General features: G+C 57.3%; 15 protein-coding genes. 8 read left to right on the top strand and 7 right to left on the bottom strand.

Translation table 11 applies throughout. From position 1 onward, the window contains the following. Positions 1-64: 64 nt before the first annotated feature. The 5 genes from GS612_RS16890 (at position 65) to recF (ending at position 5771) form a co-directional block, all read left to right on the top strand. The gene (locus GS612_RS16890; RefSeq protein ID WP_117870917.1) at positions 65-841 is read left to right on the top strand and encodes an enoyl-CoA hydratase; all 777 of its coding nucleotides are present in this window, start codon (positions 65-67) and stop codon (positions 839-841) included. 221 nt (positions 842-1062) lie between these two features. Further along, positions 1063-1326, top strand: a complete 264-nt coding sequence (gene rpsT, locus GS612_RS16885; protein WP_152459792.1) for a 30S ribosomal protein S20 — start codon at positions 1063-1065, stop codon at positions 1324-1326. Between the two features lie 555 nt (positions 1327-1881). Beyond that, positions 1882-3267 (top strand): chromosomal replication initiator protein DnaA, encoded by a 1386-nt coding sequence (gene dnaA, locus GS612_RS16880; RefSeq protein WP_152456610.1) that lies wholly within the window; start codon positions 1882-1884, stop codon positions 3265-3267. Positions 3268-3492: 225 nt separating this feature from the next. Beyond that, positions 3493-4614 carry a DNA polymerase III subunit beta gene (gene dnaN, locus GS612_RS16875; RefSeq protein ID WP_171641910.1) on the top strand — a complete coding sequence of 374 codons (1122 nt, stop codon included), beginning with the start codon at positions 3493-3495 and terminating at the stop codon, positions 4612-4614. A 59-nt stretch (positions 4615-4673) separates the two neighbouring features. Next, positions 4674-5771: a DNA replication/repair protein RecF gene (recF, locus tag GS612_RS16870; RefSeq protein WP_171641908.1), complete on the top strand. Its 1098-nt coding sequence runs from the start codon at positions 4674-4676 to the stop codon at positions 5769-5771. Here the strand turns inward: recF and GS612_RS16865 are convergent. Further along, the gene (locus GS612_RS16865) at positions 5768-6334 is read right to left on the bottom strand and encodes a carboxymuconolactone decarboxylase family protein (protein ID WP_171641906.1); all 567 of its coding nucleotides are present in this window, start codon (positions 6332-6334) and stop codon (positions 5768-5770) included. The genes recF and GS612_RS16865 overlap by 4 nt on opposite strands. A gap of 100 nt (positions 6335-6434) precedes the next feature. Between GS612_RS16865 and GS612_RS16860 the strand changes: the two genes are divergently transcribed. Then, positions 6435-7007, top strand: coding sequence for a TetR/AcrR family transcriptional regulator (locus GS612_RS16860; RefSeq protein ID WP_171641904.1), 573 nt, complete (start codon positions 6435-6437; stop codon positions 7005-7007). A gap of 114 nt (positions 7008-7121) precedes the next feature. Further along, positions 7122-9539 carry a DNA topoisomerase (ATP-hydrolyzing) subunit B gene (gene gyrB, locus GS612_RS16855; RefSeq protein WP_152456615.1) on the top strand — a complete coding sequence of 806 codons (2418 nt, stop codon included), beginning with the start codon at positions 7122-7124 and terminating at the stop codon, positions 9537-9539. A 597-nt stretch (positions 9540-10136) separates the two neighbouring features. Here gyrB and GS612_RS16850 read toward each other — a convergent pair. From GS612_RS16850 to GS612_RS16835, 4 genes are read right to left on the bottom strand one after another with little or no spacing between them, the layout of a single operon-like run. Then, complete coding sequence (locus GS612_RS16850; RefSeq protein WP_171641902.1) at positions 10137-11321, bottom strand: acetyl-CoA C-acyltransferase; 1185 nt, start codon at positions 11319-11321, stop codon at positions 10137-10139. After that, positions 11318-13438, bottom strand: coding sequence for a 3-hydroxyacyl-CoA dehydrogenase NAD-binding domain-containing protein (locus GS612_RS16845; protein ID WP_171641900.1), 2121 nt, complete (start codon positions 13436-13438; stop codon positions 11318-11320). The genes GS612_RS16850 and GS612_RS16845 overlap by 4 nt, the downstream gene beginning before the upstream one ends. A 13-nt stretch (positions 13439-13451) precedes the next feature. Further along, on the bottom strand, positions 13452-14138 hold the full coding sequence (locus GS612_RS16840) for a dimethylsulfonioproprionate lyase family protein (protein ID WP_171641898.1): 687 nt from the start codon (positions 14136-14138) through the stop codon (positions 13452-13454). Continuing rightward, the gene (locus tag GS612_RS16835) at positions 14135-15739 is read right to left on the bottom strand and encodes a fatty acid--CoA ligase (protein WP_171642049.1); all 1605 of its coding nucleotides are present in this window, start codon (positions 15737-15739) and stop codon (positions 14135-14137) included. The genes GS612_RS16840 and GS612_RS16835 overlap by 4 nt, the downstream gene beginning before the upstream one ends. 234 nt (positions 15740-15973) lie before the next feature. On the opposite strand from GS612_RS16835, the gene GS612_RS16830 reads away from it, so the two are divergent. Next, entirely contained in the window at positions 15974-16903 is a 930-nt protein-coding gene (locus GS612_RS16830; protein WP_371809361.1) for a LysR substrate-binding domain-containing protein, read from the top strand. Between the two features lie 74 nt (positions 16904-16977). On the opposite strand, the gene GS612_RS16825 is transcribed toward GS612_RS16830, so the two are convergent. After that, a complete protein-coding gene (locus GS612_RS16825) occupies positions 16978-17979 on the bottom strand; it encodes a sterol desaturase family protein (RefSeq protein ID WP_171641896.1) in 1002 nt (333 codons plus the stop codon). Positions 17980-17988: 9 nt separating this feature from the next. Further along, positions 17989-19656, bottom strand: a complete 1668-nt coding sequence (locus tag GS612_RS16820) for an ABC transporter substrate-binding protein (RefSeq protein WP_171641894.1) — start codon at positions 19654-19656, stop codon at positions 17989-17991. Positions 19657-20076: the final 420 nt, after the last annotated feature.

Genomic DNA, 20076 nt, shown 5'->3' with positions numbered 1-20076 from the left:
TGATCCAAGTTTTTCGCGTGGTAAGGAAACGTACCTGAACGGAACAACCGGAAGCTTTCTCCTCATGGCTTTTGAGACGATCATCGTCGAAATCGAAGACCACGTCGCACTTATCAAACTCAACCGACCGGATGCGCTGAACGCGTTGAACACCCAGCTGCTGGGTGAGCTCTGCACCGCGCTGGAAGATGCGGACAGCAACGACAAGGTGCGCTGCATCGTGATAACCGGATCGGACAAGGCCTTCGCCGCCGGCGCGGACATCAAGGAAATGTCCGAGATGAGTTTTGTCGACGTCTACAACATCAACCTTTTTGCCGATGCGAATGATCGTGTGACCGCAATTCGCAAGCCGATCATTGCGGCCGTTGCAGGTTACGCGCTGGGCGGTGGATGTGAACTTGCCATGCTGTGCGATTTCATCATCGCGGCGGACACCGCGAAATTCGGCCAGCCCGAGATCAATCTTGGCGTCATTGCCGGTTTGGGGGGAAGTCAGCGTCTGACGCGGTTCGTGGGTAAATCCAAATCGATGGACATGAACCTGACCGGGCGTTTCATGGATGCCGACGAAGCCGAGCGTGCGGGTCTTGTCAGCCGGGTGGTGCCGGCCAAGAAGCTGATCGAAGAAGCCGTGAGCGCAGCGCAGAAGATTGCCGAGAAATCGCAGCTGACCGCAATGGCCGCGAAAGAAGCGGTGAACCGCAGCTACGAGCTTCCGCTGAGTGAAGGCATGTTGTTCGAGCGTCGTGTCTTCCACTCGATGTTCGCGACCGAAGATCAGAAGGAAGGCATGGCCGCGTTCCTGGAAAAGCGCACGGCGCAATTCCGCGACAAGTAAAGCGCGGGACCTCTGAGGCGGGTGTTTCAAGCCCGCCCCATATTCTTGGCCCTTGTTCCAAGAATCAACTTGGCAATCTCTCGGAACTTGGCTAAAGACCCCCGTTATACATGCGCGTGCGGCCCGCTTGGCCCGACTCACACTCGTGATTTCTGATCCGGTGCGGATATGTCCGTGGCGCGCAACCCAAGATTAACGTACCTAACGAAGGTCAGATTCACATGGCAAACTCGCCTCAGGCAAAAAAGCGCGCTCGTCAGAACGAAAAGCGTTTTGCAATCAACAAAGCGCGTCGTTCGCGCATCCGCACCTATCTGCGCAAAGTCGAAGAAGCGATCGCATCCGGCGACAAGGACGCGGCGACTGCTGCTCTGCGTGCGGCTCAGCCCGAGCTGATGCGCGGCGTCACCAAGGGTGTTTTCCACAAGAACACTGCTGCCCGTAAAATGTCGCGCCTGTCCTCGCGCGTCAAAGCACTGGGCTAAGCTTTGGGGTGACCCTAGGTCACGTCAGAAAGGCTGAACCATTCTGAAAAGGCGCCGCACATCACGGCGCCTTTTTTCGTGTTGCCAGAAAACCGCGCCTTCACAAAACCGAGAGATTCTTTCGCCCAAAGACCCGAGTCAATATCAGAGTTTCGTTGCCGCGCCCCTCTCGGAATTGCTACGACTGATGTCAGCGATTCACTCGCTTGGGGGGACAGGCTGTTTTCCCGATCGAACTGACGGGCATCAGAGCGATCTGGGGACAATTGTCGACGACTGGCTTGAGCCAGGCTGCCGATCTGCCATGGAAGCCGGAATAAACCCGGTGATCTTGGCCCTGTCTAAAAATTGAGATTGCGACGTGCAACCCGATTTTCGGGACGTTCCGGTATTGCTGAGCGTCAGAACTGGGGTTGCCGAGCTCTTCGGGATGGTCCCGCCAAGCCGACTGGTTTGGCGACTGGATACCTATTGCGTGTGAATACAACACCGGGAAACCGGCTTCGTATGAATAAGGCTGACAGGCCAATAAGAATGGGATGCGTGAGGCGCTTAATGACACAAGAGAAATGGGGACTACTGCGTAACAAGTTGCTGAAGGCCATCGGTCGGAACAATTATACGACCTGGATCGAGCCTTTGGAATTCAAGGAGCTTCAGGACGGCGTGGCGGTTTTCTCGGTGCCGACCAACTTCATGGGCAATTACGTCAGCCAGAATTTTGCGGACCTCATTTTGTACGAGCTGAACACCGCAGGTGAAACTGTGCAGCGTCTGGATTTCCGCGTCGCCGCAAACTCGCCTGCCCGGCCCAAGCCAGCTGTCGATACGCCGCCGGTGGCAAAGCCTGAACCTGTCGCCGCGCCGAGCGAGGACCCGGCGCAGGATACATTGGAGTCGCTTCAGGCCGCCCCGTTGGATTCCCGCTTTACCTTTGACAGTTTTGTCGTCGGCAAGCCCAATGAACTGGCCCATGCGGCTGCGCGTCGGGTATCCGAGGGCGGGCCGGTGACCTTCAATCCGCTGGTTCTGTACGGCGGTGTAGGGCTGGGTAAGACACACTTGATGCATGCCATCGCATGGGAGCTGAAAACCAAACATCCGGAACTGAACGTTCTGTACCTTTCGGCGGAACAGTTCATGTACCGGTTCGTGCAGGCTCTGCGCGAGCGTCGGATGATGGATTTCAAACACCTGTTCCGTTCGGTTGACGTTTTGATGGTTGATGACGTGCAGTTCATCGCCGGCAAGGATTCCACTCAGGAAGAGTTTTTCCACACGTTCAACGCGCTGGTGGATCAGAACAAACAGATCATCATCTCGGCCGATCGCGCCCCGGGTGAGATCAAGGATCTGGAAGATCGGGTGAAATCCCGCCTGCAATGTGGTCTGGTGGTTGACCTGCACCCGACCGATTATGAACTGCGTCTGGGCATTTTGCAGAACAAGGTGCAGCAATACAGCTCATCCTATCCGGACCTGACGATTGCCGATGGCGTTCTGGAATTCCTGGCGCATCGCATCTCGACCAATGTTCGGGTGCTGGAGGGTGCCCTGACCCGTCTGTTCGCTTTCGCGTCACTGGTCGGTCGCGAGATCGACATGGAACTGACGCAGGATTGTCTGGCGGATGTGCTGCGCGCCTCGGAACGCAAGATCACCGTTGAAGAGATCCAGCGGAAGGTGTCCGAGTATTACAACATCCGGCTTTCTGACATCATCGGCCCGAAGCGCTTGCGCTCCTATGCACGTCCGCGTCAGGTGGCGATGTATCTGTGCAAGCAGTTGACCAGCCGGTCGCTGCCCGAGATCGGCCGCCGTTTTGGTGGGCGCGATCACACGACGGTCATGCATGGCGTCAAGCGCATTGAAGAGTTGAAGCTGACCGACGGTCAGATCGCCGAAGATGTGGAAATGCTGCGCCGGTCGCTTGAAGCCTGATCCGCGCCTGTAGTCTAGGAAACCGCCCCGGTTCCTCGGACCCGGGGCGTTTCTTGTGCGCATTAGTCCACGGTTGGATCAGAACTGGTGCCCGTCAGGCACGCTGCACTTGACGCTGGACGCAATCCAACCCAGAAATCCGTAAAAAATCCTTGTGCCTCAGGGTGGAACCGCTAACGTGCCAGTCCCGCCCATGTCGGTACGCAAGTCAGAGGAATTGAGGGTATGAAGATCAGCATCGAACGCGGCACCCTTCTCAAGGCCGTTTCGCAGGCCCAATCCGTAGTGGAACGCCGCAATACCATTCCCATACTTGCCAACGTGCTGATCGAGGCGGAAGGCGATCAGGCGCTGTTTCGCGCGACGGATCTGGATATCGAAGTGGTCGACAAGGCCCCGGCGCAGGTCGAGAAAGCCGGTGCCACCACCGTGGCCGCGACCACCTTGCACGAGATCGTGCGCAAACTGCCCGACGGTGCGTTGGTCACGCTGACCGCCGACAGCGCGGCAGGGCGTCTGACCGTTGAGGCGGGTCGGTCGAATTTCTCGCTGGCGACGCTGCCGAAAGAGGATTTCCCGGTCATGGCGTCCTCGGAGTATCAATCAAATTTCACGGCTTCGGCTGCCCTGCTGCGACGGCTGTTCGACAAGTCGAAATTCGCAATCTCAACAGAAGAGACCCGGTATTATCTGAACGGTGTCTATATGCATGTGGCCGACGGATCCGATGGCGACAAGGTGCTGCGCTGCGTGGCCACTGACGGCCACCGGCTTGCTCGGATCGATGCCGATTTGCCGGATGGTGCAGAGGGCATGCCGGGCGTTATCGTCCCGCGCAAAACCGTGGGCGAACTGCGCAAGCTGCTGGACGATGATGAAATGGATATCGCGGTTTCGGTCAGCGAAACCAAGGTGCGTTTCGCCACGCCGGATATCACGCTGACCTCGAAGGTCATTGACGGAACCTTTCCCGACTACACGCGCGTTATCCCGCAAGGGAATACGCGCAAGCTGGAAGTGGATGCTGCCGAGTTCGCACAGGCCGTGGACCGGGTGGCAACGGTGTCTTCCGAGCGTTCGCGTGCGGTGAAGCTTCAGCTGGATGGCGACAAGCTGGTCCTGTCGGTGAATGCTCCAGACAGTGGTGCCGCCGAGGAAGAACTGGCCGTCGCCTATGGTGATGAGCGTCTGGAGATCGGGTTCAATGCCAAATATCTGCTGGAGATCGCGTCTCAGGTGGATCGAGAGAATGCGGTGTTCATGTTCAATTCAGCTGGCGATCCGACCCTGATGCGCGAAGGCAATGATCAGAGTGCGGTTTACGTCGTCATGCCAATGCGCGTCTGATCGCGCGGACGCGCGATGCCTCCAGTGGGAGAATTTTTGAAAAGATGAAGGGAGGGGTCATGGGATTGGCCCTGACCGAGCTTACGGTCTCGCATTTTCGGTCTCACAAGCTGGCGCGGTTGTCTCTGGACGGGCGGCCGGTGGCGATTCACGGGCCGAACGGGGCGGGCAAGACCAATATTCTGGAAGCGGTATCCTTGTTTTCACCCGGTCGCGGGATGCGGCGGGCAAGCGCGGCCGAGATGACGCGGCGGCCCGAGGCGTTGGGCTGGAAACTGTCGGGACTGTTGCAATCGCAGGGGCAGAATTTCGAAATCGAAACCTGGTCTGAGGGTGGTGCAGCACGGCAGGTGAGGATTGATGGGAAATCCGCCACCCAGATTGATCTGGGTAAACTTGCGCGGGTGGTCTGGCTGGTTCCATCCATGGACCGCCTGTGGATTGAAGGGGCCGAAGGCCGGCGCCGGTTTCTTGATCGCATTGCGCTCAGTTTTGATCCGTCTCATGCAGAGGCTTCGCTGACGTACGAAAAAGCAATGCGCGAACGGAACCGTTTGCTGAAAGAGCAGGTTCGGGACGCGCATTGGTATGCTGCGCTTGAGGGTCAGCTGGCCGAGATGGGGCATCGTATCCACGCAGCGCGATTGGCGGCGTTGAGCCATCTGCGGGTGGCGCAGGACCAGGCGGAAACGGCTTTTCCGTCTGCCGAGTTGGAATTGGTGCAAACCGATGGCGCGATGCCGGAAACGGCTGAGGATTTGCGCGAGGCTTTGAATGAAAGCCGGTTCAGGGACTTGGCTGCGGGTCGGACTTTGGTTGGGCCGCATCGGTCAGACTTGTATGGCGTCTTTGCTGCCAAGGGTGTTCCCGCCAAGGATTGTTCGACCGGTGAGCAGAAGGCGCTGCTGGTTTCATTGATCCTGTCCAATGCCCGAGCTTTGGCCGCAATGGTGGGTGCGCCACCGATCGTGTTGCTGGATGAGGTGGCTGCTCATCTGGACGCGGGTCGACGCGCTTCACTTTATGACGAGATTTGTGCGTTGGGTGCTCAGGCCTGGATGACGGGCACCGGGCCTGAACTGTTTGAGGAGTTGGGTGACCGGGCCCAGACGCTGATCGTGACCGAAGGCGATGAGGGGTCGGTCGTGGCGGCTTAGGCCGGTTCGTTGACTTTGCGCTCCCACAGGAAACCGCGCATGACTTCATCGACCGGTGTTTTGGCCATGTGGTTGACGTAGTTTGACATGGTTTTTTGTGCCAGGCCCAGCACCACGTCCAGAACCGCACGATGCGAATAGCCCGCGTCGAAGAACGCCTGAAGCTGTTCCTCGGTCGGGTTGCCACGGGTTTCCATCACTTGCAGGGTGAAGGTGCGCAGCGCTTCGAGCTTGGGCGAAGGCAGTGGGGTTTCATTGCGCAAAGCCTCAGTTATCTCGTCTGATACCTTCATGATCTTTGCGATGCCGGTGTGCGCGGGCACGCAGTAATGGCATTCGTTTTCCACATTGATGGTCTGCCAGACGACGGTCTTCTCATCGTTGTCAAAATCGGTCTGCAAGAACAGGCTGTGCAGAACTTGATATCCTTCAAGGTGCTGTGGGCTTTCTGCCATCACCTTGTGCAGGCCCGGCAAACGGCCAAAAGCGGCCTGGGACTTTTCCAGCAGTGGTTTGGATGCTTCGGGTGCGGATTCGAGGTCATGAGACGGGAAAGTGGCCATGTCGGAACTCCTGTTTCTGGCGCGATGGGTGGTATTTAGGGTTTCTTGAGCGACCGCTCAAGTATATATTTGAGTGAATGTTCAAGAATTGGTGATGCCGATGCCCCGCAAACCCGCATATGATCGCGACGCGTTGATCGAGAAGGCCCGTGACATCTTTTGGCGTCAGGGTTGGGCTGGTACGTCGCTGAAGGACCTTGAGCGGGAATTGAAGCTGAAACCCGGCAGTTTCTACGCGGCTTTCGGGTCGAAGGATGCGCTCTATGCGTTGACGCTGGAAAGCTACACGCAAGAAGGCGTGGCGCGCCTGAACGCCCTTGCTGAGAGACTGGGGCCGAAGGAAGCGCTCAAGGCGCAACCTCGTTTGGTCATCGAAGCGGTCGAGAACCCGGCAAAGGCTTGCATGTTGGCAAAGACATATGCCGAGTTGCAGGCGAAGGATCACGCGCTTGCGGATCAGGCCGCGCTTCACATGGCGGAAATGAAGGCGTGTTTCGCCGACCTGTTTCGCAGCGCCCAGGCTGCCGGTGAAATCCGGCCTGAACATAACCCGGATCGGCTGGCGGCCCGGTATCAGTCGGACATTCTGGGGCTTCGGTTGTCGGCCGAACGCAAGGATGTCGAGGCGCTGGAAATCGCGGCGGATATCGCTTCTGACATCGACCGGTTATGAGGTGGATTCGGATGGGCAGAAAACGACCCGAGCACACACAAAATATTGGGGGATCGCGTGACAATCCCCACCAGAAAACGTATAAGGTACCAAAATAATATAGGTACTGACTGAATGTCCGAAGACGCACAGGCTCCTCAAGAATACGGCGCAGATTCCATCAAAGTTCTCAAGGGCTTAGAAGCCGTTCGCAAACGCCCCGGGATGTATATCGGGGACACGGATGATGGATCGGGCCTGCACCACATGGTGTATGAGGTTGTCGACAACGGAATTGACGAAGCGCTGGCGGGTCACGCCGACCATGTGACCGTGAAAATTCACGCGGATTCCAGCGTTTCGGTCAGCGACAACGGCCGCGGAATTCCTGTTGATATCCACCCGGAAGAAGGCGTTTCAGCGGCAGAGGTCATCATGACCCAGCTGCACGCGGGCGGCAAGTTCGACAGCAACTCGTACAAAGTGTCGGGCGGCCTGCATGGCGTGGGTGTTTCGGTGGTAAACGCCCTGTCGGATTGGCTGGAGCTGCGCATCTGGCGCGCGGGCAAAGAGCACGTGGCGCGATTTGAGGGTGGTGAAACGGCAGAGCATCTGAAGGTTGTCGGCGAATGCGGCGATCGTACGGGAACCGAAGTGCGGTTTCTGGCGTCGACCGACACGTTCTCGAATCTCGAATACTCGTTCGAGACGTTGGAAAAACGGCTGCGCGAACTGGCCTTCCTGAACTCGGGCGTGCGGATCATCCTGATCGACGAACGCCCTGCCGAGCGGCTGGAAACCGAGCTGTTCTACGAGGGCGGCGTGAAGGAATTCGTCAAGTACCTCGACCGATCCAAAACGCCGGCCATGCCCGAGCCGATCTATATCAAGGGCGAGCGCGACGATATCGGTGTCGAGATCGCCATGTGGTGGAATGACAGCTACCACGAAACGGTGCTGCCATTCACCAACAACATCCCGCAGCGCGACGGCGGGACCCATGTGGCTGGGTTCCGGGGGGCTTTGACCCGGACGATCAACAACTATGCGCAGTCCAGCGGGATCGCGAAAAAGGAAAAGGTCAGCTTCACCGGTGACGATGCGCGCGAAGGTTTGACCTGCGTATTGTCGGTGAAAGTGCCCGATCCGAAATTCTCGTCCCAGACCAAGGACAAGCTGGTTTCCTCCGAGGTCCGTCCGGCTGTCGAAGGTCTGATGAATGAAAAACTGGCCGAGTGGTTCGAAGAAAACCCCAACGAGGCCAAGAATATTGTCGGCAAGATCATCGAGGCTGCGTTGGCCCGGGAAGCTGCGCGGAAGGCGCGCGAGCTGACCCGGCGCAAGACGGCGATGGATGTGAACTATCTGGCTGGCAAGCTGAAGGATTGTTCCGAGAAAGATCCGTCGAAAACCGAAGTTTTCCTCGTCGAGGGTGACTCGGCAGGTGGATCGGCACAGACCGGACGGGATCGTCTGACGCAGGCGGTTCTGCCCTTGCGGGGGAAAATCCTGAACGTCGAACGCGCCCGGTTCGACCGGATGCTGTCGTCTCAGGAAATTGGCAACCTCGTCATGGCGCTTGGCACTGGCATTGGCCGCGATGAATTCAACATCGAAAAGCTGCGCTACCACAAGATCGTCATCATGACCGATGCGGATGTGGACGGCGCGCATATCCGGACCCTGTTGCTGACCTTCTTCTATCGGCAGATGCCGGAACTGATCGAGGGCGGGTACCTCTATATCGCGCAACCACCACTGTATAAGGTTTCCCGCGGAAAGTCAGAGGTTTACCTTAAGGATCAGGCCGCTCTGGATGACTATCTGATCAATCAGGGCGTCGAAGGAGCGGTGCTGAAACTCGGCTCGGGTGAGGAAATCATCGGCCAGGACCTGACCCGCGTGGTCGACGAGGCGCGTCAGCTGAAACGTGTGCTGGATGCGTTTCCAACACATTACCCGCGTCATATTCTGGAACAGGCCGCCGTGGCTGGGGCTTTCGTGCCGGGTGCGGTGGACGCCGATCTGCAAGGTGTGGCTGACAAAGTCGCCGCACGGCTGGATCTGATCGCGTTGGAATACGAACGCGGTTGGCAGGGTCGGATCACACAGGATCACGGCATCCGGCTGGCCCGTATCCTGCGCGGTGTCGAAGAGGTTCGCACGCTGGATGGCCCGATGCTGCGCTCGGGCGAGGCGCGCAAGACCGGCAGCTTTACGCAGAGCCTGCAAGAGATCTACAACTCTCCGGCCACTTTGAACCGTCGTGATCGCAGCCAGATGATCCACGGTCCGCTGGACTTGTTGCGCGCCATTCTGGAAGAGGGTGAAAAAGGCCTGTCCTTGCAGCGCTACAAAGGCCTGGGTGAGATGAACCCCGACCAGCTGTGGGAAACGACACTGGATCCGGATGCGCGGACACTGCTGCAAGTGCGCGTGGATGACATGGTTGAGGCGGATGATCTGTTCACCAAGTTGATGGGTGACGTCGTGGAACCTCGTCGGGAGTTCATCCAGAAAAACGCCTTGAGTGTTGAGAATCTGGATTTCTGATCATGTGGTGGTCGTACAAATGGAGTTCAGCTGTGCGCAAAGACAATCGTTGTGAGCAGAACGTAGATGCCTGTCTGACGGCTGAGAAACTGGAGAGTGCCCGTAAACTCAGTCTCGACGTGTCATCAATATGAGAAGCAGCGCCCGAACAGGCAATTACTGCCGCGTAAGCATGGACTGAAGACAACCCCCATACGGTAGCAGAGCGGCGCAGAAGGATCCAGGAACGTGAGATGCCTCTTACCGATTTCCAGGAGCTGCGAACTCACTGATTCCTACGTATCAGACAAGCCTCATGCGATTGTTCACCTTCTTGTCACATTATCGACCGGGCGGTCTTAGTGAGACAGGTTGGCAATCCTTCGTTCACAATTCGCTCTCTTCAACTCCTGCCTTTCGCGGCAGGCGTGCATCTCTTGCTGCAGTCGGGAGGGCACCAGAAGGTGTCGGCGGCACGCGGAGCTTCTCTGCACTTCGCATCAATGACAGCTTCTTTCGCCAATTGCGAAACAATGCCCTTGAAATTGAAGACATCTGAAAAGCCCCTTTCAGTTATCCCGATAAACAACGTTCGATTTGAACTCCATTTGCCGGGGATCAGGCAATTTCGAACAATGCTGCAGCCCCCATGCCTCCGCCAACGCACATGGACGCAATCACATATTTTGATCCACGGCGCCTTCCTTCCAACAAGATATGCCCAACCTGTCTGGCACCTGTCATACCATAGGGATGGCCGATCGATATGGCGCCGCCGTTCACGTTGTAGAGCTCTGGGTCGATGCCAAGTTGATCGCGGCAATAGAGCGCCTGGCAAGCGAAGGCCTCATTCAGTTCCCAAAGTCCGATATCATCGATGCTGAGACCTGCATTCTTCAACAATTGCGGTATGGCATGGATTGGGCCGATCCCCATCTCTTCCGGTGCATTGCCTGCGACTGCCATGCCGCGGTAGATGCCAAGAGGTGTAAGGCCATGCTGCTCAACCGTTTTCCGTTCCATCAGAACACAGGCCGAGGCCCCATCGGAAAGCTGGCTTGCATTGCCGGCTGTGATGACCCCCCTTTCCAATACAGGATTCAATTGGCCAAGTGTTTCGGCTGTTGTGCCTGGCCGGTTGCCTTCATCCTTGGACAAGGTCACCTCTTCCAGGGTTTCCTCCCCGGTTTCGCGGTTCCTGACCCGCTTGGTGGCGGTGATCGGGACAATCTCGTCATCAAAGGCGCCAGCTGCTTGTGCCCGTGCAGTCCGCTTCTGGGAAAGCGCTGCGTATTCATCCTGAGCTTCGCGGCTTATCCCATATACCCGGGCCACATTTTCAGCCGTCATCAGCATCGGCATATAGGCATGTTCGCACTGAGCGGTAACGCTTGGGTCCTTCTCATCGTCTGCCCACTTCAGATACGCATTCTGCACGGCGGAAATATTCTCCTGCCCGCCTGCAACCGCAACGTTCTGCCCATCCACGATGATCTGTTTTGCGGCAGTCGCAATGGCCATCAATCCCGATGAGCATTGCCTGTCGATTGTTTGGCCCGACACAGTGACAGGAAGGCCAGCCGCCAGCGCGGATAAGCGGCCGACATTCAGTCCTCCTGTTCCGGCAGTCAGGACCGATCCGATCACAACATCTTCGATCAATCCGGGGTCCACACTTGCACGTTCAACAGCGTGCTGAATGGCGTGCCCCATCATGGCTGGGGATTTGATGTTGTTCAGCGCACCCTTGAAGGCAACCCCAATAGGGGTTCGTGCGGTAGAGACGATAACGGCTTCTCTCATGATTTTTCCTTTGTGGCCTCAAAGTGCTCTGCAAGCGTCACGCCCGTGTTTGCGAGTTCCTCCAGCAAAGGCGCGGGTGTGAACCACATCTCGCCATAGGCGCCCAGCGAATGCCGGTAGTGGTTCATGCGGTCCAGAATGCGGGGCAATCCGACTTCATCCGCATACTGCATCGGGCCACCGCGCCAGTTGGGAAAGCCATAACCGTTGACCCAGATCAGGTCGCAGTCGCCAGAGCGCGTTGCGATGCCTTCTTCCAGGATCAGAAAGCCTTCGTTGATCAAAGGGTATAGACACCGCTCAAGGATTTCCTGATCGTCTATGTGTCGGTGCGCTACACCATGCAGTGTGGCCAGTTCTTCGCTGATTTGAACAACCTCGGGATCTTCAACCCGTGTCCGGCCCTCGTAGATATAGCTGCCTCGCCCGGTCTTCTGACCCAGTCGTCCCAATTCAAAAAGCCTGTCCTGGATTGCCTGGTATGCCGGATCATGCGCGATTTCACTTCGCCGCTCCTGACGCACGCGGGCGCCCACATCGATCCCAGCCAGATCAGCCATCGCATGAATGCCCATGGCCATGCCGAAACCTTCGAGGACGTCATCTACCTGTTTCGGCGCCGCCCCCTCAAGCAGCAGCCGGGACCCTTCGCGGAAGTATGGCTCCAGCATCCGGTTCCCGACAAAGCCGTAGCATACGCCCACCGTGACAGGGAGCTTTCGGATCTTCTTTGCGACTGTGATTGCCGTCGCAATGACATCGGGTGCGGTCTTGGCGCCGCGCACCACCTCCAGCAAGCGCATGACATTGGCCGGGCTGAAGAAATGGAGACCAATCACATCCTCTGGACGGGACGTGACCGCGGCTATTTCATCAAGATCCAACGTCGATGTGTTTGAGGCCAGTATCGCGCCAGGCTTTGCGTGCCGGTCCAACGCTTCGAAAATCTGGCGTTTGACATTCATGCTTTCAAACGCTGCTTCGATGATCAGGTCGGCATCTGCGAGGTCCGCATAGCTGAGCGTCCCTGTGGCGTTGGATGCAATAGCCTCTGCCTGATCGGGACTGAGCCGTCCCTTGTCAGCTGCACGCTGGAAGTGCTTTGAAACTTGATTCAGCCCCTGTTCCAGCGCCCCTTGTGTAGTTTCCAAAAGTGTGACCGGATACCCCGCCTGAAGAAAGGCGATGGCGATGCCGCGCCCCATTGTTCCCGCGCCGATCACGGCGACCGATGCAATGTCACGTGGCCGCTGCCCGCGTGAAACGCCGGGAACCTTGGTGCATTCACGCTCTGCAAAGAACAGATGGCGGCCCGCGCGCGATTGAGGTGTGTTGAGCAACTCGGCAAATTCGGCCTTTTCCTGTGCAAGCCCCTGGACCAGCGGCAATTCGCAGGCGGCCTGAAGCGATTTTAGGCATCGTTCAGGGGCGACAAGGTTTTTGGACCTTGGCGCGATCTCGGTCCGGTAACCCGCGAGAAAACCCTTCGGATCAGGGTGTGCGACGGTCATATCCGCGCAGCTGCGCTTCGGATCCCCCTCACGCGCAATCCTGGTGGCGAACTCTATAGCATGTGCGCGAAATTCCTGGCCACTCTCGAAAAGTGCGTCGACCAGCCCGCTGGATAGAGCAAAATCGCCTTTCACAGGGTCACCGGAAAGGATCATCCGTGTCGCCACTTCCAGCCCGGCAATCCGTGGCAGTCGTTGGGTCCCGCCTGCACCGGGCAGCAGCCCCAGTTTGATTTCGGGCAGGCCCATCAATGCCTCCGGCGCGGCAACACGGTAGTCACAGGCAAGTGCGATCTCCAGTGCCCCCCCCATCGCAGGGCCTGCGATAGCCGCGACAACAGGTTTCCTGCTGGTTTCAATCGTTACGCACAGGTCTGGCAGATCCGGTTTGTCCCAGACCGCCCCTGTACGGAACTCGGCGATGTCAGCGCCGCCGCAAAAAAGCGGCAGTGCCGAACATAAAACAATAGCTTTGACCTGCTCGTCAGCTTCCAACTCATGAACGGCCGAAGAGAGCGCTTGCCGCATCTTCAGGCCAAGTGCGTTCACTGGCGGGGCGTTCAGCTCGATGACTGCAACGCAGCCGCTGCGTTCTTTAGAAAACATTTTTTGGGAAACCTCAGATGGACTTTTGGGCAAGACCTTGTTCGATCTCGGCCCAGTCGTCGAAGGGAATGACATTGCAGCGCGAACTCACGTTCTCAAGCCAGACAAAGACCGAGATGAACGGCAGATCATAAACCCGGGTGGCATGGGGCTCGCCTGCGGAGTTCCAGATAAGCGACCCGGCAGGATAGTCCTGCCATTCGCCGGATCTGAACCGCCAGCCGGATCTCTCGGACAGGTTCAGATAAAGCTCAGGCGCGTCGTGGTTATGGTCGCGGTACAACGTCCGCGGACCCAGCATGAAGATACCCAGGCTGAAGTCCGGATGGTGATGCCCGCAGGCGTCCGCGCCGATCAGCAGGGAATGCAGGTTGCAATTCATATACCCCTCTCCCAGGTCGGCGCCGGGCGGATAGAACTGCGCGTTGTCCTCGCGCCAGACCAGATCATCCTTGGCCGCAGACAGGCATCTTGCGATTTCCAGCAGTTTGGGCTCGGTGATGCCGGCGATGGCTTGTGTCAGCACCTGATCATGACGGGTTCCTTGCGCCGCAACATCAAGCTGCTGCTTGAAGGAAAGATCCATGGTCGCCAGCTTGTCCAGCGTCAGATCAACGCCGGGCGCATCGCTGCGGTGGGCCTCCAGATACGCGACAATGGCTTGGATGAGGGCCTGAATACGGTGCTGCTTGTCTGTCATGATTTCACATCCGCGCCTGTTGAAATCTCTTGCCGCAAAAGCTTCTTGTCGAGCTTGCCAACACTGGTCCTGGGAAGCCGTTCGACAAAGACTATTCGGTCTGGCACCGCCCACTTCGACAGGTCCCCCATATCAGCGCGCGACTGGAATTCTTCCAGGATGACTTGGCGCACCTGATCCGGTTCGGCATTCTTTGCAAGCTGAGCAACCAGCACCGGCCTTTCGCCCCACTTGGCATGTGGAAGGCCAATCGCGGCCACGTCTTCGACGCCGCAACAAGCGGAGGCTATGTTTTCCAATGCCAGTGACGAAATCCATTCGCCGCCGGTTTTAATCACATCCTTGAGCCGGTCAGTGATCTGCAGCGATCCATTCTCACGGATATAGCCAACATCCCCGGTGTGCAGATACCCGCCGGCCCACAGTTCGGCAGAGGCTTGCTCGTTACCGAGATAACCCTGGGTCAGCCAGGGTGCCCGGGCAACAACTTCGCCGGTTGTTTCACCGTCATGCGGGACATCCTTCATATCCGGCGTCACAACACGAAGGTCAACAAGTGGGCCGGGAAAGCCGGTTTGCGCCTGTCTCTCCGGATCATCGCTGGACAAATCTGCCACCGTCAGAAACGGACAGGTTTCGGACATCCCATAAGCCGCATGCAATGATATGCCAGCCGCAGCAGCGCGGTCCTGCAGGCCGCGCGGTAAAGCGGCCCCGCCAATGATTACTTTCCACTGGCTCAGGTCTGTCTGCGGGCAGCCGGGATGGTCGAGCACCATGGACAGAATGGTGGGCACGCAGTGGGAAAAAGTGACGCCTTCAGCAGCAATCAGCCGCAGAACTTCGTCTGGAGTGTAGCGGCCAGGATAGACTTGGCGCAGGCCCACCATCGTCGCGGCATATGGAAATCCCCATCCATGGACGTGAAACAGAGGTGTCAGCGGCATGTAGACGTCGCCGCGGTGAAATCCGGCGTTTCCGGGGAATGCACCAAAACCAGCGATCAGGCCCAAAGTGTGAAGCACCAGCTGGCGATGGGAATAGCTCACCCCTTTGGGGTTGCCAGTGGTTCCAGTCGTATAGAACAGTGTTGCGGTTCGGCTTTCGTCAAAATCAGGAAACTCAAACCCGGTTGGAGCGCCCCCGATCCAGTCTTCGTAACCGTCTCCGTTTCCGATGGGGACAATAGTGATGTCCCGGTCAAAATCCGATTTGATCTCATCAATAAGCGGCATGAAATCCTGATGCACTATGATCAGGTCCGGCTGCCCATGGTTGATTGTGTAAAGGACCTGCGCAGGCGACAAACGCACGTTGATCGTGTGCAGCACAGCGCCCATCATCGGAACCGCAAAGAAACATTCAAGATAGCGGTGCGTATCCCAGTCCATGACACCAACACGCATGCCCTCGCCAATACCGCTGGCCTTGAGGGCATTGGCAAGCTGGCCGATGCGTTCGTTGAGCTGAGCATAGGTCAACCGCATATTGGAGCCGCTGACGATCTCTTGCCTGGCGGAGACCAGCCTGGAACGCGTCAGCAGCTGCTTGATCAGCAACGGGTAGCCATATGCATTCAGCGAAGGTGGCGTGACGGACATACAGAAGGAATCCTTGGCTTTCTTCACTTGCCAATCTGCCATCTCTCAACGAGCCGAAGAATTGAAAGATTTTTGCATTCATCAAGAATTCCTAACCGGCGCGTTGAATGCGAAAATACCGTTTGACGGCATGTAAAGTTGGGCGAATATTCAATTCCACCCGCCGCCGTAATTTTTGCCGCCAGTTAGGCAAGCTAAAGGATGGCGGGCTGCAAGCATCGAGGAGGCCCGCCGGTGACGACCCATATGCCAACATTGGTATCTCTGCGCGCCTTTGAAGCCGTGGCGCGTAACAAGAGCTTTCGCAAGGCCGCTGACGAGATCTGCGTGACGCACGCGGCCGTCAGTCATCAGATCAAGGCGCTGGAGAACTCAATCGGAGTTCAACTTCTTGAACGCACAAGCCGGTCCGTCGAACTGACGCCTGCCGGCGAACAGTATTATCCGCCAATCCGTGAACACATTCAGGGGATAATCAAGGCCACCCGGCGCATACAGGCGCCGGACGAGCCCGATGTGCTGCTCGTTCAGTCTTATGCCAGTTTCAATACTATGTGGCTGCAGCCCAGGCTTGCCGATTTCCTTCAGGACAATCCGAACACCCGCGTGCGCATAATCTCAACCTTTGAAGATGGTGACTATGATGCGCACAGATTTGACGCCGGCATCTTCAATGCTCCGCCTTTTGACAAGAGATTTGACTACAGCCCGTTGTTTGAAACCGACATTTACCCGGTGTGCGCTCCGGAGGCTTTGAGTGATCCGGACATAGGCATGACACTTGATGAATTGGAGAGTTTCTTGCTGCTGGGCGTCCCGACCACGCCGTCAGATGTTGATGACTGGGCCTGCTGGCTGGAGGCGGCAGGCCTCCGCCGTGACGACATGAAATTCGGGTCCGTTTTTGACAATTATCCCCTGGTTCGTGAGGCAGTCCTGAAAAACCACGGGATTGGAATGGCCAGAGCACCGTTCTGCTCCCGTGACCTTGAGAGGGGCCGCTTGGTACAACCGTTCGCCCTCTCTGTTCCGGAGCCGAGCCAATGGTACCTTGCAAGGCCAAGAAACCGTGCAGCAAACCCGAAATTGGCTCTGTTCACCAAGTGGCTTGAAGAGGAAATCGAAGCTGACCCGACGATGAGACGCATTCCAGCCAACGTTTAGGCGCCGTCATTCAGGAACCACCGGTCAGCGCGTTCCAGATCAACGCTGACCGTCCTGGGGTGTCACCAGGTCACTCATTTTGCGTGCATGCGGTTCTTGGTTCCGCGCACACGTTCCGTTGCCTCCGGGCTGCCATCATGAAAGCTGCCGAACCAGTTGTCCCAGGGCATTTCCGGGCCGCCATAATTGCATTCGAAATACCGATGATGCAGTTGGTGATGGAACGACCCGATCTTCAGGTGGGCTTTGTCCCCCAACACCAGGTTTTCAAACCCGGCATGCGACGTGGCTGAAGCAAGCGCCAACGAAAATCCTATGAAGAGGAAGTGGATCGGATGCGCGGGCACAACCAGGAAGATCAGCAACAGGCTCATGTAGCCAACATGCTCGATCGGATGCATGGAAAAGCCAGACCACGGTGCAACTGAAACACTGCGGTGATGCACCGAATGCACACGCTTGTAGATCCATGGGATGTGCAGTGCGCGGTGCAGCCAGTAGAAATGGAAGGATTGTACAACAGGCAACAACAGAAACAGGGCAAAGAACCAGACCGGATTGCTCCCGGCCGAGATCATCGGTGCCCATCCATTGGAGTAAGCCATCCAAACGATGGCATCATAGAACGTCCAGACGGTCACGCCAGACAGGAGCGCATAGGTGACATTGTCCCAATACTGATCGTTCCACAGGAAGATGCGTGCATTCCTGGCTGGTCCGCGCCGGTCGAACTTGTAGTCGTCGCCCTGCTTTTTCCATCCGTAAAGCCACAGGTGCAGCCCTTGGGCAAAAATGGTCATCAGGATCAGGTTGCGCGCCCAAAGCTGCAATACCCATCCCCAGCTCAAATGCTGCATCTGCTCCAGGGGTGGCACCAGCCACGCCCAGATGGCCCAGGCCATCAGGGCGTAGATCAGGTATTCGGTGATCGGCAGCCAATTGGTCGCAAACCATCGGAGCGTGGCCACGGGCCTTGGCGGCCACGAGAAAAGCGGCGTAACGGCGACAGGCAGGTCTGGATGCCAGTTCCATTCTTTGCTTGCGCCAGCTTTCAGGTGTTTTTCCGTGGCCGACATGTGCGCCCCCTATGCGTCCAGCCAGATCTTATCCATGTGAATTTCAAAAGTGGGGTGCATGCCCATCCCTTTCACATTTGGGCGGTTGTGATTGTAAAGAGAACGCCAATACGGCTGCGTGATCACACCTTCGTCCAGCATGATCCTTTCCAGTTTGGCCATGATCCCTTTGCGTTTGTCAGCATCAGGGGTTGCCAGCGCGTCAGCCAGCAATTGATCGAATTCAGCATTGTTGAATCCTGTCTCGTTCCAGGCTTCGCCGGACCGGTAGGCCAATGCCAGAATTTGCACGCCAAGCGGGCGCATGTTCCAATTGGTCGAGCTGAAGGGAAATTTCGCCCAGTCATTCCAGAAAGATGCTCCGGGAACGACTGTTCGCTTCACCTTGATCCCGGCTTCCCGCAATTGCGCAGCCATGGCGTCGGTTGTGTTACGGCGCCAGTCATCGTCGATCGAAGTCAGCTCGTGCTCATAGTCTTCCATCCCTGCTTCCTTGAGAAGTTCCATGGCCCCGGTAGGATCGTGAGGTATCCGGTCGACTTCGGCATATTCGGGATGAATCGGACAGACATGATGGTTCTGTGCCGGTATCCCCAGCCCGTTGACCCCCAATTCGAGCAATACGGAATTGTCGACCGCCATTGACAGGGCGCGGCGCACACGTGCGTCGGCATAAGGTGCTTGCCCGTTCACTTCAGCGACCTGGTTAGGGCGGATAACAATGGTCGCTGCCGTCACGGCTTCGTTCTGCTGCAGGCCCAGCCCGGTCAGCACTGCAACAAAATCACCGCTGGATTCGTAGTTGGCGTCGATTTCTTCCGCTTCATAGGAAGACAGGATGGTGGTCGGGTCGGTGCCAACGTCATGATATTCGATCCGATCCAAATAGGCCCCCTGGCCCTCATTCCACCACGTGTGGCCTTCTTTGCGGACCAGCACGGCTTTAACGCCGACTTCATGACTTTCCAGGGTGTAAGGCCCTGTCCCCAGCGGTGCCTGAAACGGATCTGAACTGCCGGCGTCTGGATGAACGATAGCTGCGGGATAGTCCGCCATGCCGGCGATTAGTGTAATATCCGGGTTCGGCAGGTTCAGCCGGACGGTCGAGGCGTCGACCACTTCAATGGTTCCCTCAGCCGCCTTTGAGGTATCGGGATCAATCAATGTCCCGAACCGACCCGCCATGGAATTGCCTTCGGCCCCCTTATCGCACCACCGTTCAATATTGTATGCGACATGCTCCGCGGTAAGTGGATCGCCGTTGTGCCAGGTCACCCCGGGGCGCACATTCAGAATGTAGGTCTTTGCATCTTCGCTGATTTCCCAGCTTTCCAGAAGCATCGGCTCAAAGGTGAACTGATGCGTGTAGCGCACCAGATACTCAAGCCAGCCCCGGCTGATGTTGGCTTGCGGGCTGTCATCATAAGACCGCGGATCCTTGCCTTCCCGAACAACCATCCCGATCCGCAGCGTTCCGCCGGTCTTTGGTGTTTCTGACGCGAACGCCGGCGCATTCATGCCCAGCATGGCGTAGGCTGTTGCGGTAGTTGCCCCGAACGTTGTCGCCATGGCAAGGAATTCACGCCGGCTGACTTCGTCATTTCGACGCTTCGCATTCTGAGCAGAGTCTTCGAGGGTTGCGGGCAGTATGTCACAGCCGGACTTGTAATGTTTCATGATTTCCTCCCGGGTTGGCGGGCGGCAAACGCCGTGACCAGAGCCGGAAGGGCTTCTGGAATCATGAACGCTTACTTCCCATTGTCGATGGCACGCTTGGGATGAAACAAAGTCCAAGCCAAGTTATGCCTTATTTGTAATGGCAATATGTATCGGCGGGCCCGCGCTCGAAGAACTGAAAAGATTTTTGGATCATGTACAATCAGTAACCAGTGCCGGACCGGAGACGAACTTATGCGCAGGTAATCTCGTTCCAGAGTTGGAGAGATTCGGCACCGGCACGACTGTTGACAGGAACCGGTGGGAGGTGTGGTCCTCCCTGCGAACGTCCGTTTTGTGCTTTTCAGACTCATTCAAGTGGACTGAAGAAGCCGTCGACTTTGAGCTCAAGGGCTGTCGTCCACTGGCTTGTTCTTGGAT

Source organism: Ruegeria sp. HKCCD6157 (assembly GCF_013110685.1).
GTDB lineage: Bacteria > Pseudomonadota > Alphaproteobacteria > Rhodobacterales > Rhodobacteraceae > Ruegeria.
The sequence above is the reverse complement of the archived record's forward strand: the minus strand, read 5'-3'. Positions and strand labels throughout refer to the sequence as shown.

Bases quoted from the DNA above. Each gene is read 5' to 3' on its own strand.
- GS612_RS16890 (WP_117870917.1), top strand. From the start codon at position 65: ATGGCTTTTGAGACGATCATCGTCGAAATCGAAGACCACGTCGCACTT.
- rpsT (WP_152459792.1), top strand. From the start codon at position 1,063: ATGGCAAACTCGCCTCAGGCAAAAAAGCGCGCTCGTCAGAACGAAAAG.
- dnaA (WP_152456610.1), top strand. From the start codon at position 1,882: ATGACACAAGAGAAATGGGGACTACTGCGTAACAAGTTGCTGAAGGCC.
- dnaN (WP_171641910.1), top strand. From the start codon at position 3,493: ATGAAGATCAGCATCGAACGCGGCACCCTTCTCAAGGCCGTTTCGCAG.
- recF (WP_171641908.1), top strand. From the start codon at position 4,674: ATGGGATTGGCCCTGACCGAGCTTACGGTCTCGCATTTTCGGTCTCAC.
- GS612_RS16865 (WP_171641906.1), bottom strand. From the start codon at position 6,334: ATGGCCACTTTCCCGTCTCATGACCTCGAATCCGCACCCGAAGCATCC.
- GS612_RS16860 (WP_171641904.1), top strand. From the start codon at position 6,435: ATGCCCCGCAAACCCGCATATGATCGCGACGCGTTGATCGAGAAGGCC.
- gyrB (WP_152456615.1), top strand. From the start codon at position 7,122: ATGTCCGAAGACGCACAGGCTCCTCAAGAATACGGCGCAGATTCCATC.
- GS612_RS16850 (WP_171641902.1), bottom strand. From the start codon at position 11,321: ATGAGAGAAGCCGTTATCGTCTCTACCGCACGAACCCCTATTGGGGTT.
- GS612_RS16845 (WP_171641900.1), bottom strand. From the start codon at position 13,438: ATGTTTTCTAAAGAACGCAGCGGCTGCGTTGCAGTCATCGAGCTGAAC.
- GS612_RS16840 (WP_171641898.1), bottom strand. From the start codon at position 14,138: ATGACAGACAAGCAGCACCGTATTCAGGCCCTCATCCAAGCCATTGTC.
- GS612_RS16835 (WP_171642049.1), bottom strand. From the start codon at position 15,739: ATGTCCGTCACGCCACCTTCGCTGAATGCATATGGCTACCCGTTGCTG.
- GS612_RS16825 (WP_171641896.1), bottom strand. From the start codon at position 17,979: ATGTCGGCCACGGAAAAACACCTGAAAGCTGGCGCAAGCAAAGAATGG.
- GS612_RS16820 (WP_171641894.1), bottom strand. From the start codon at position 19,656: ATGAAACATTACAAGTCCGGCTGTGACATACTGCCCGCAACCCTCGAA.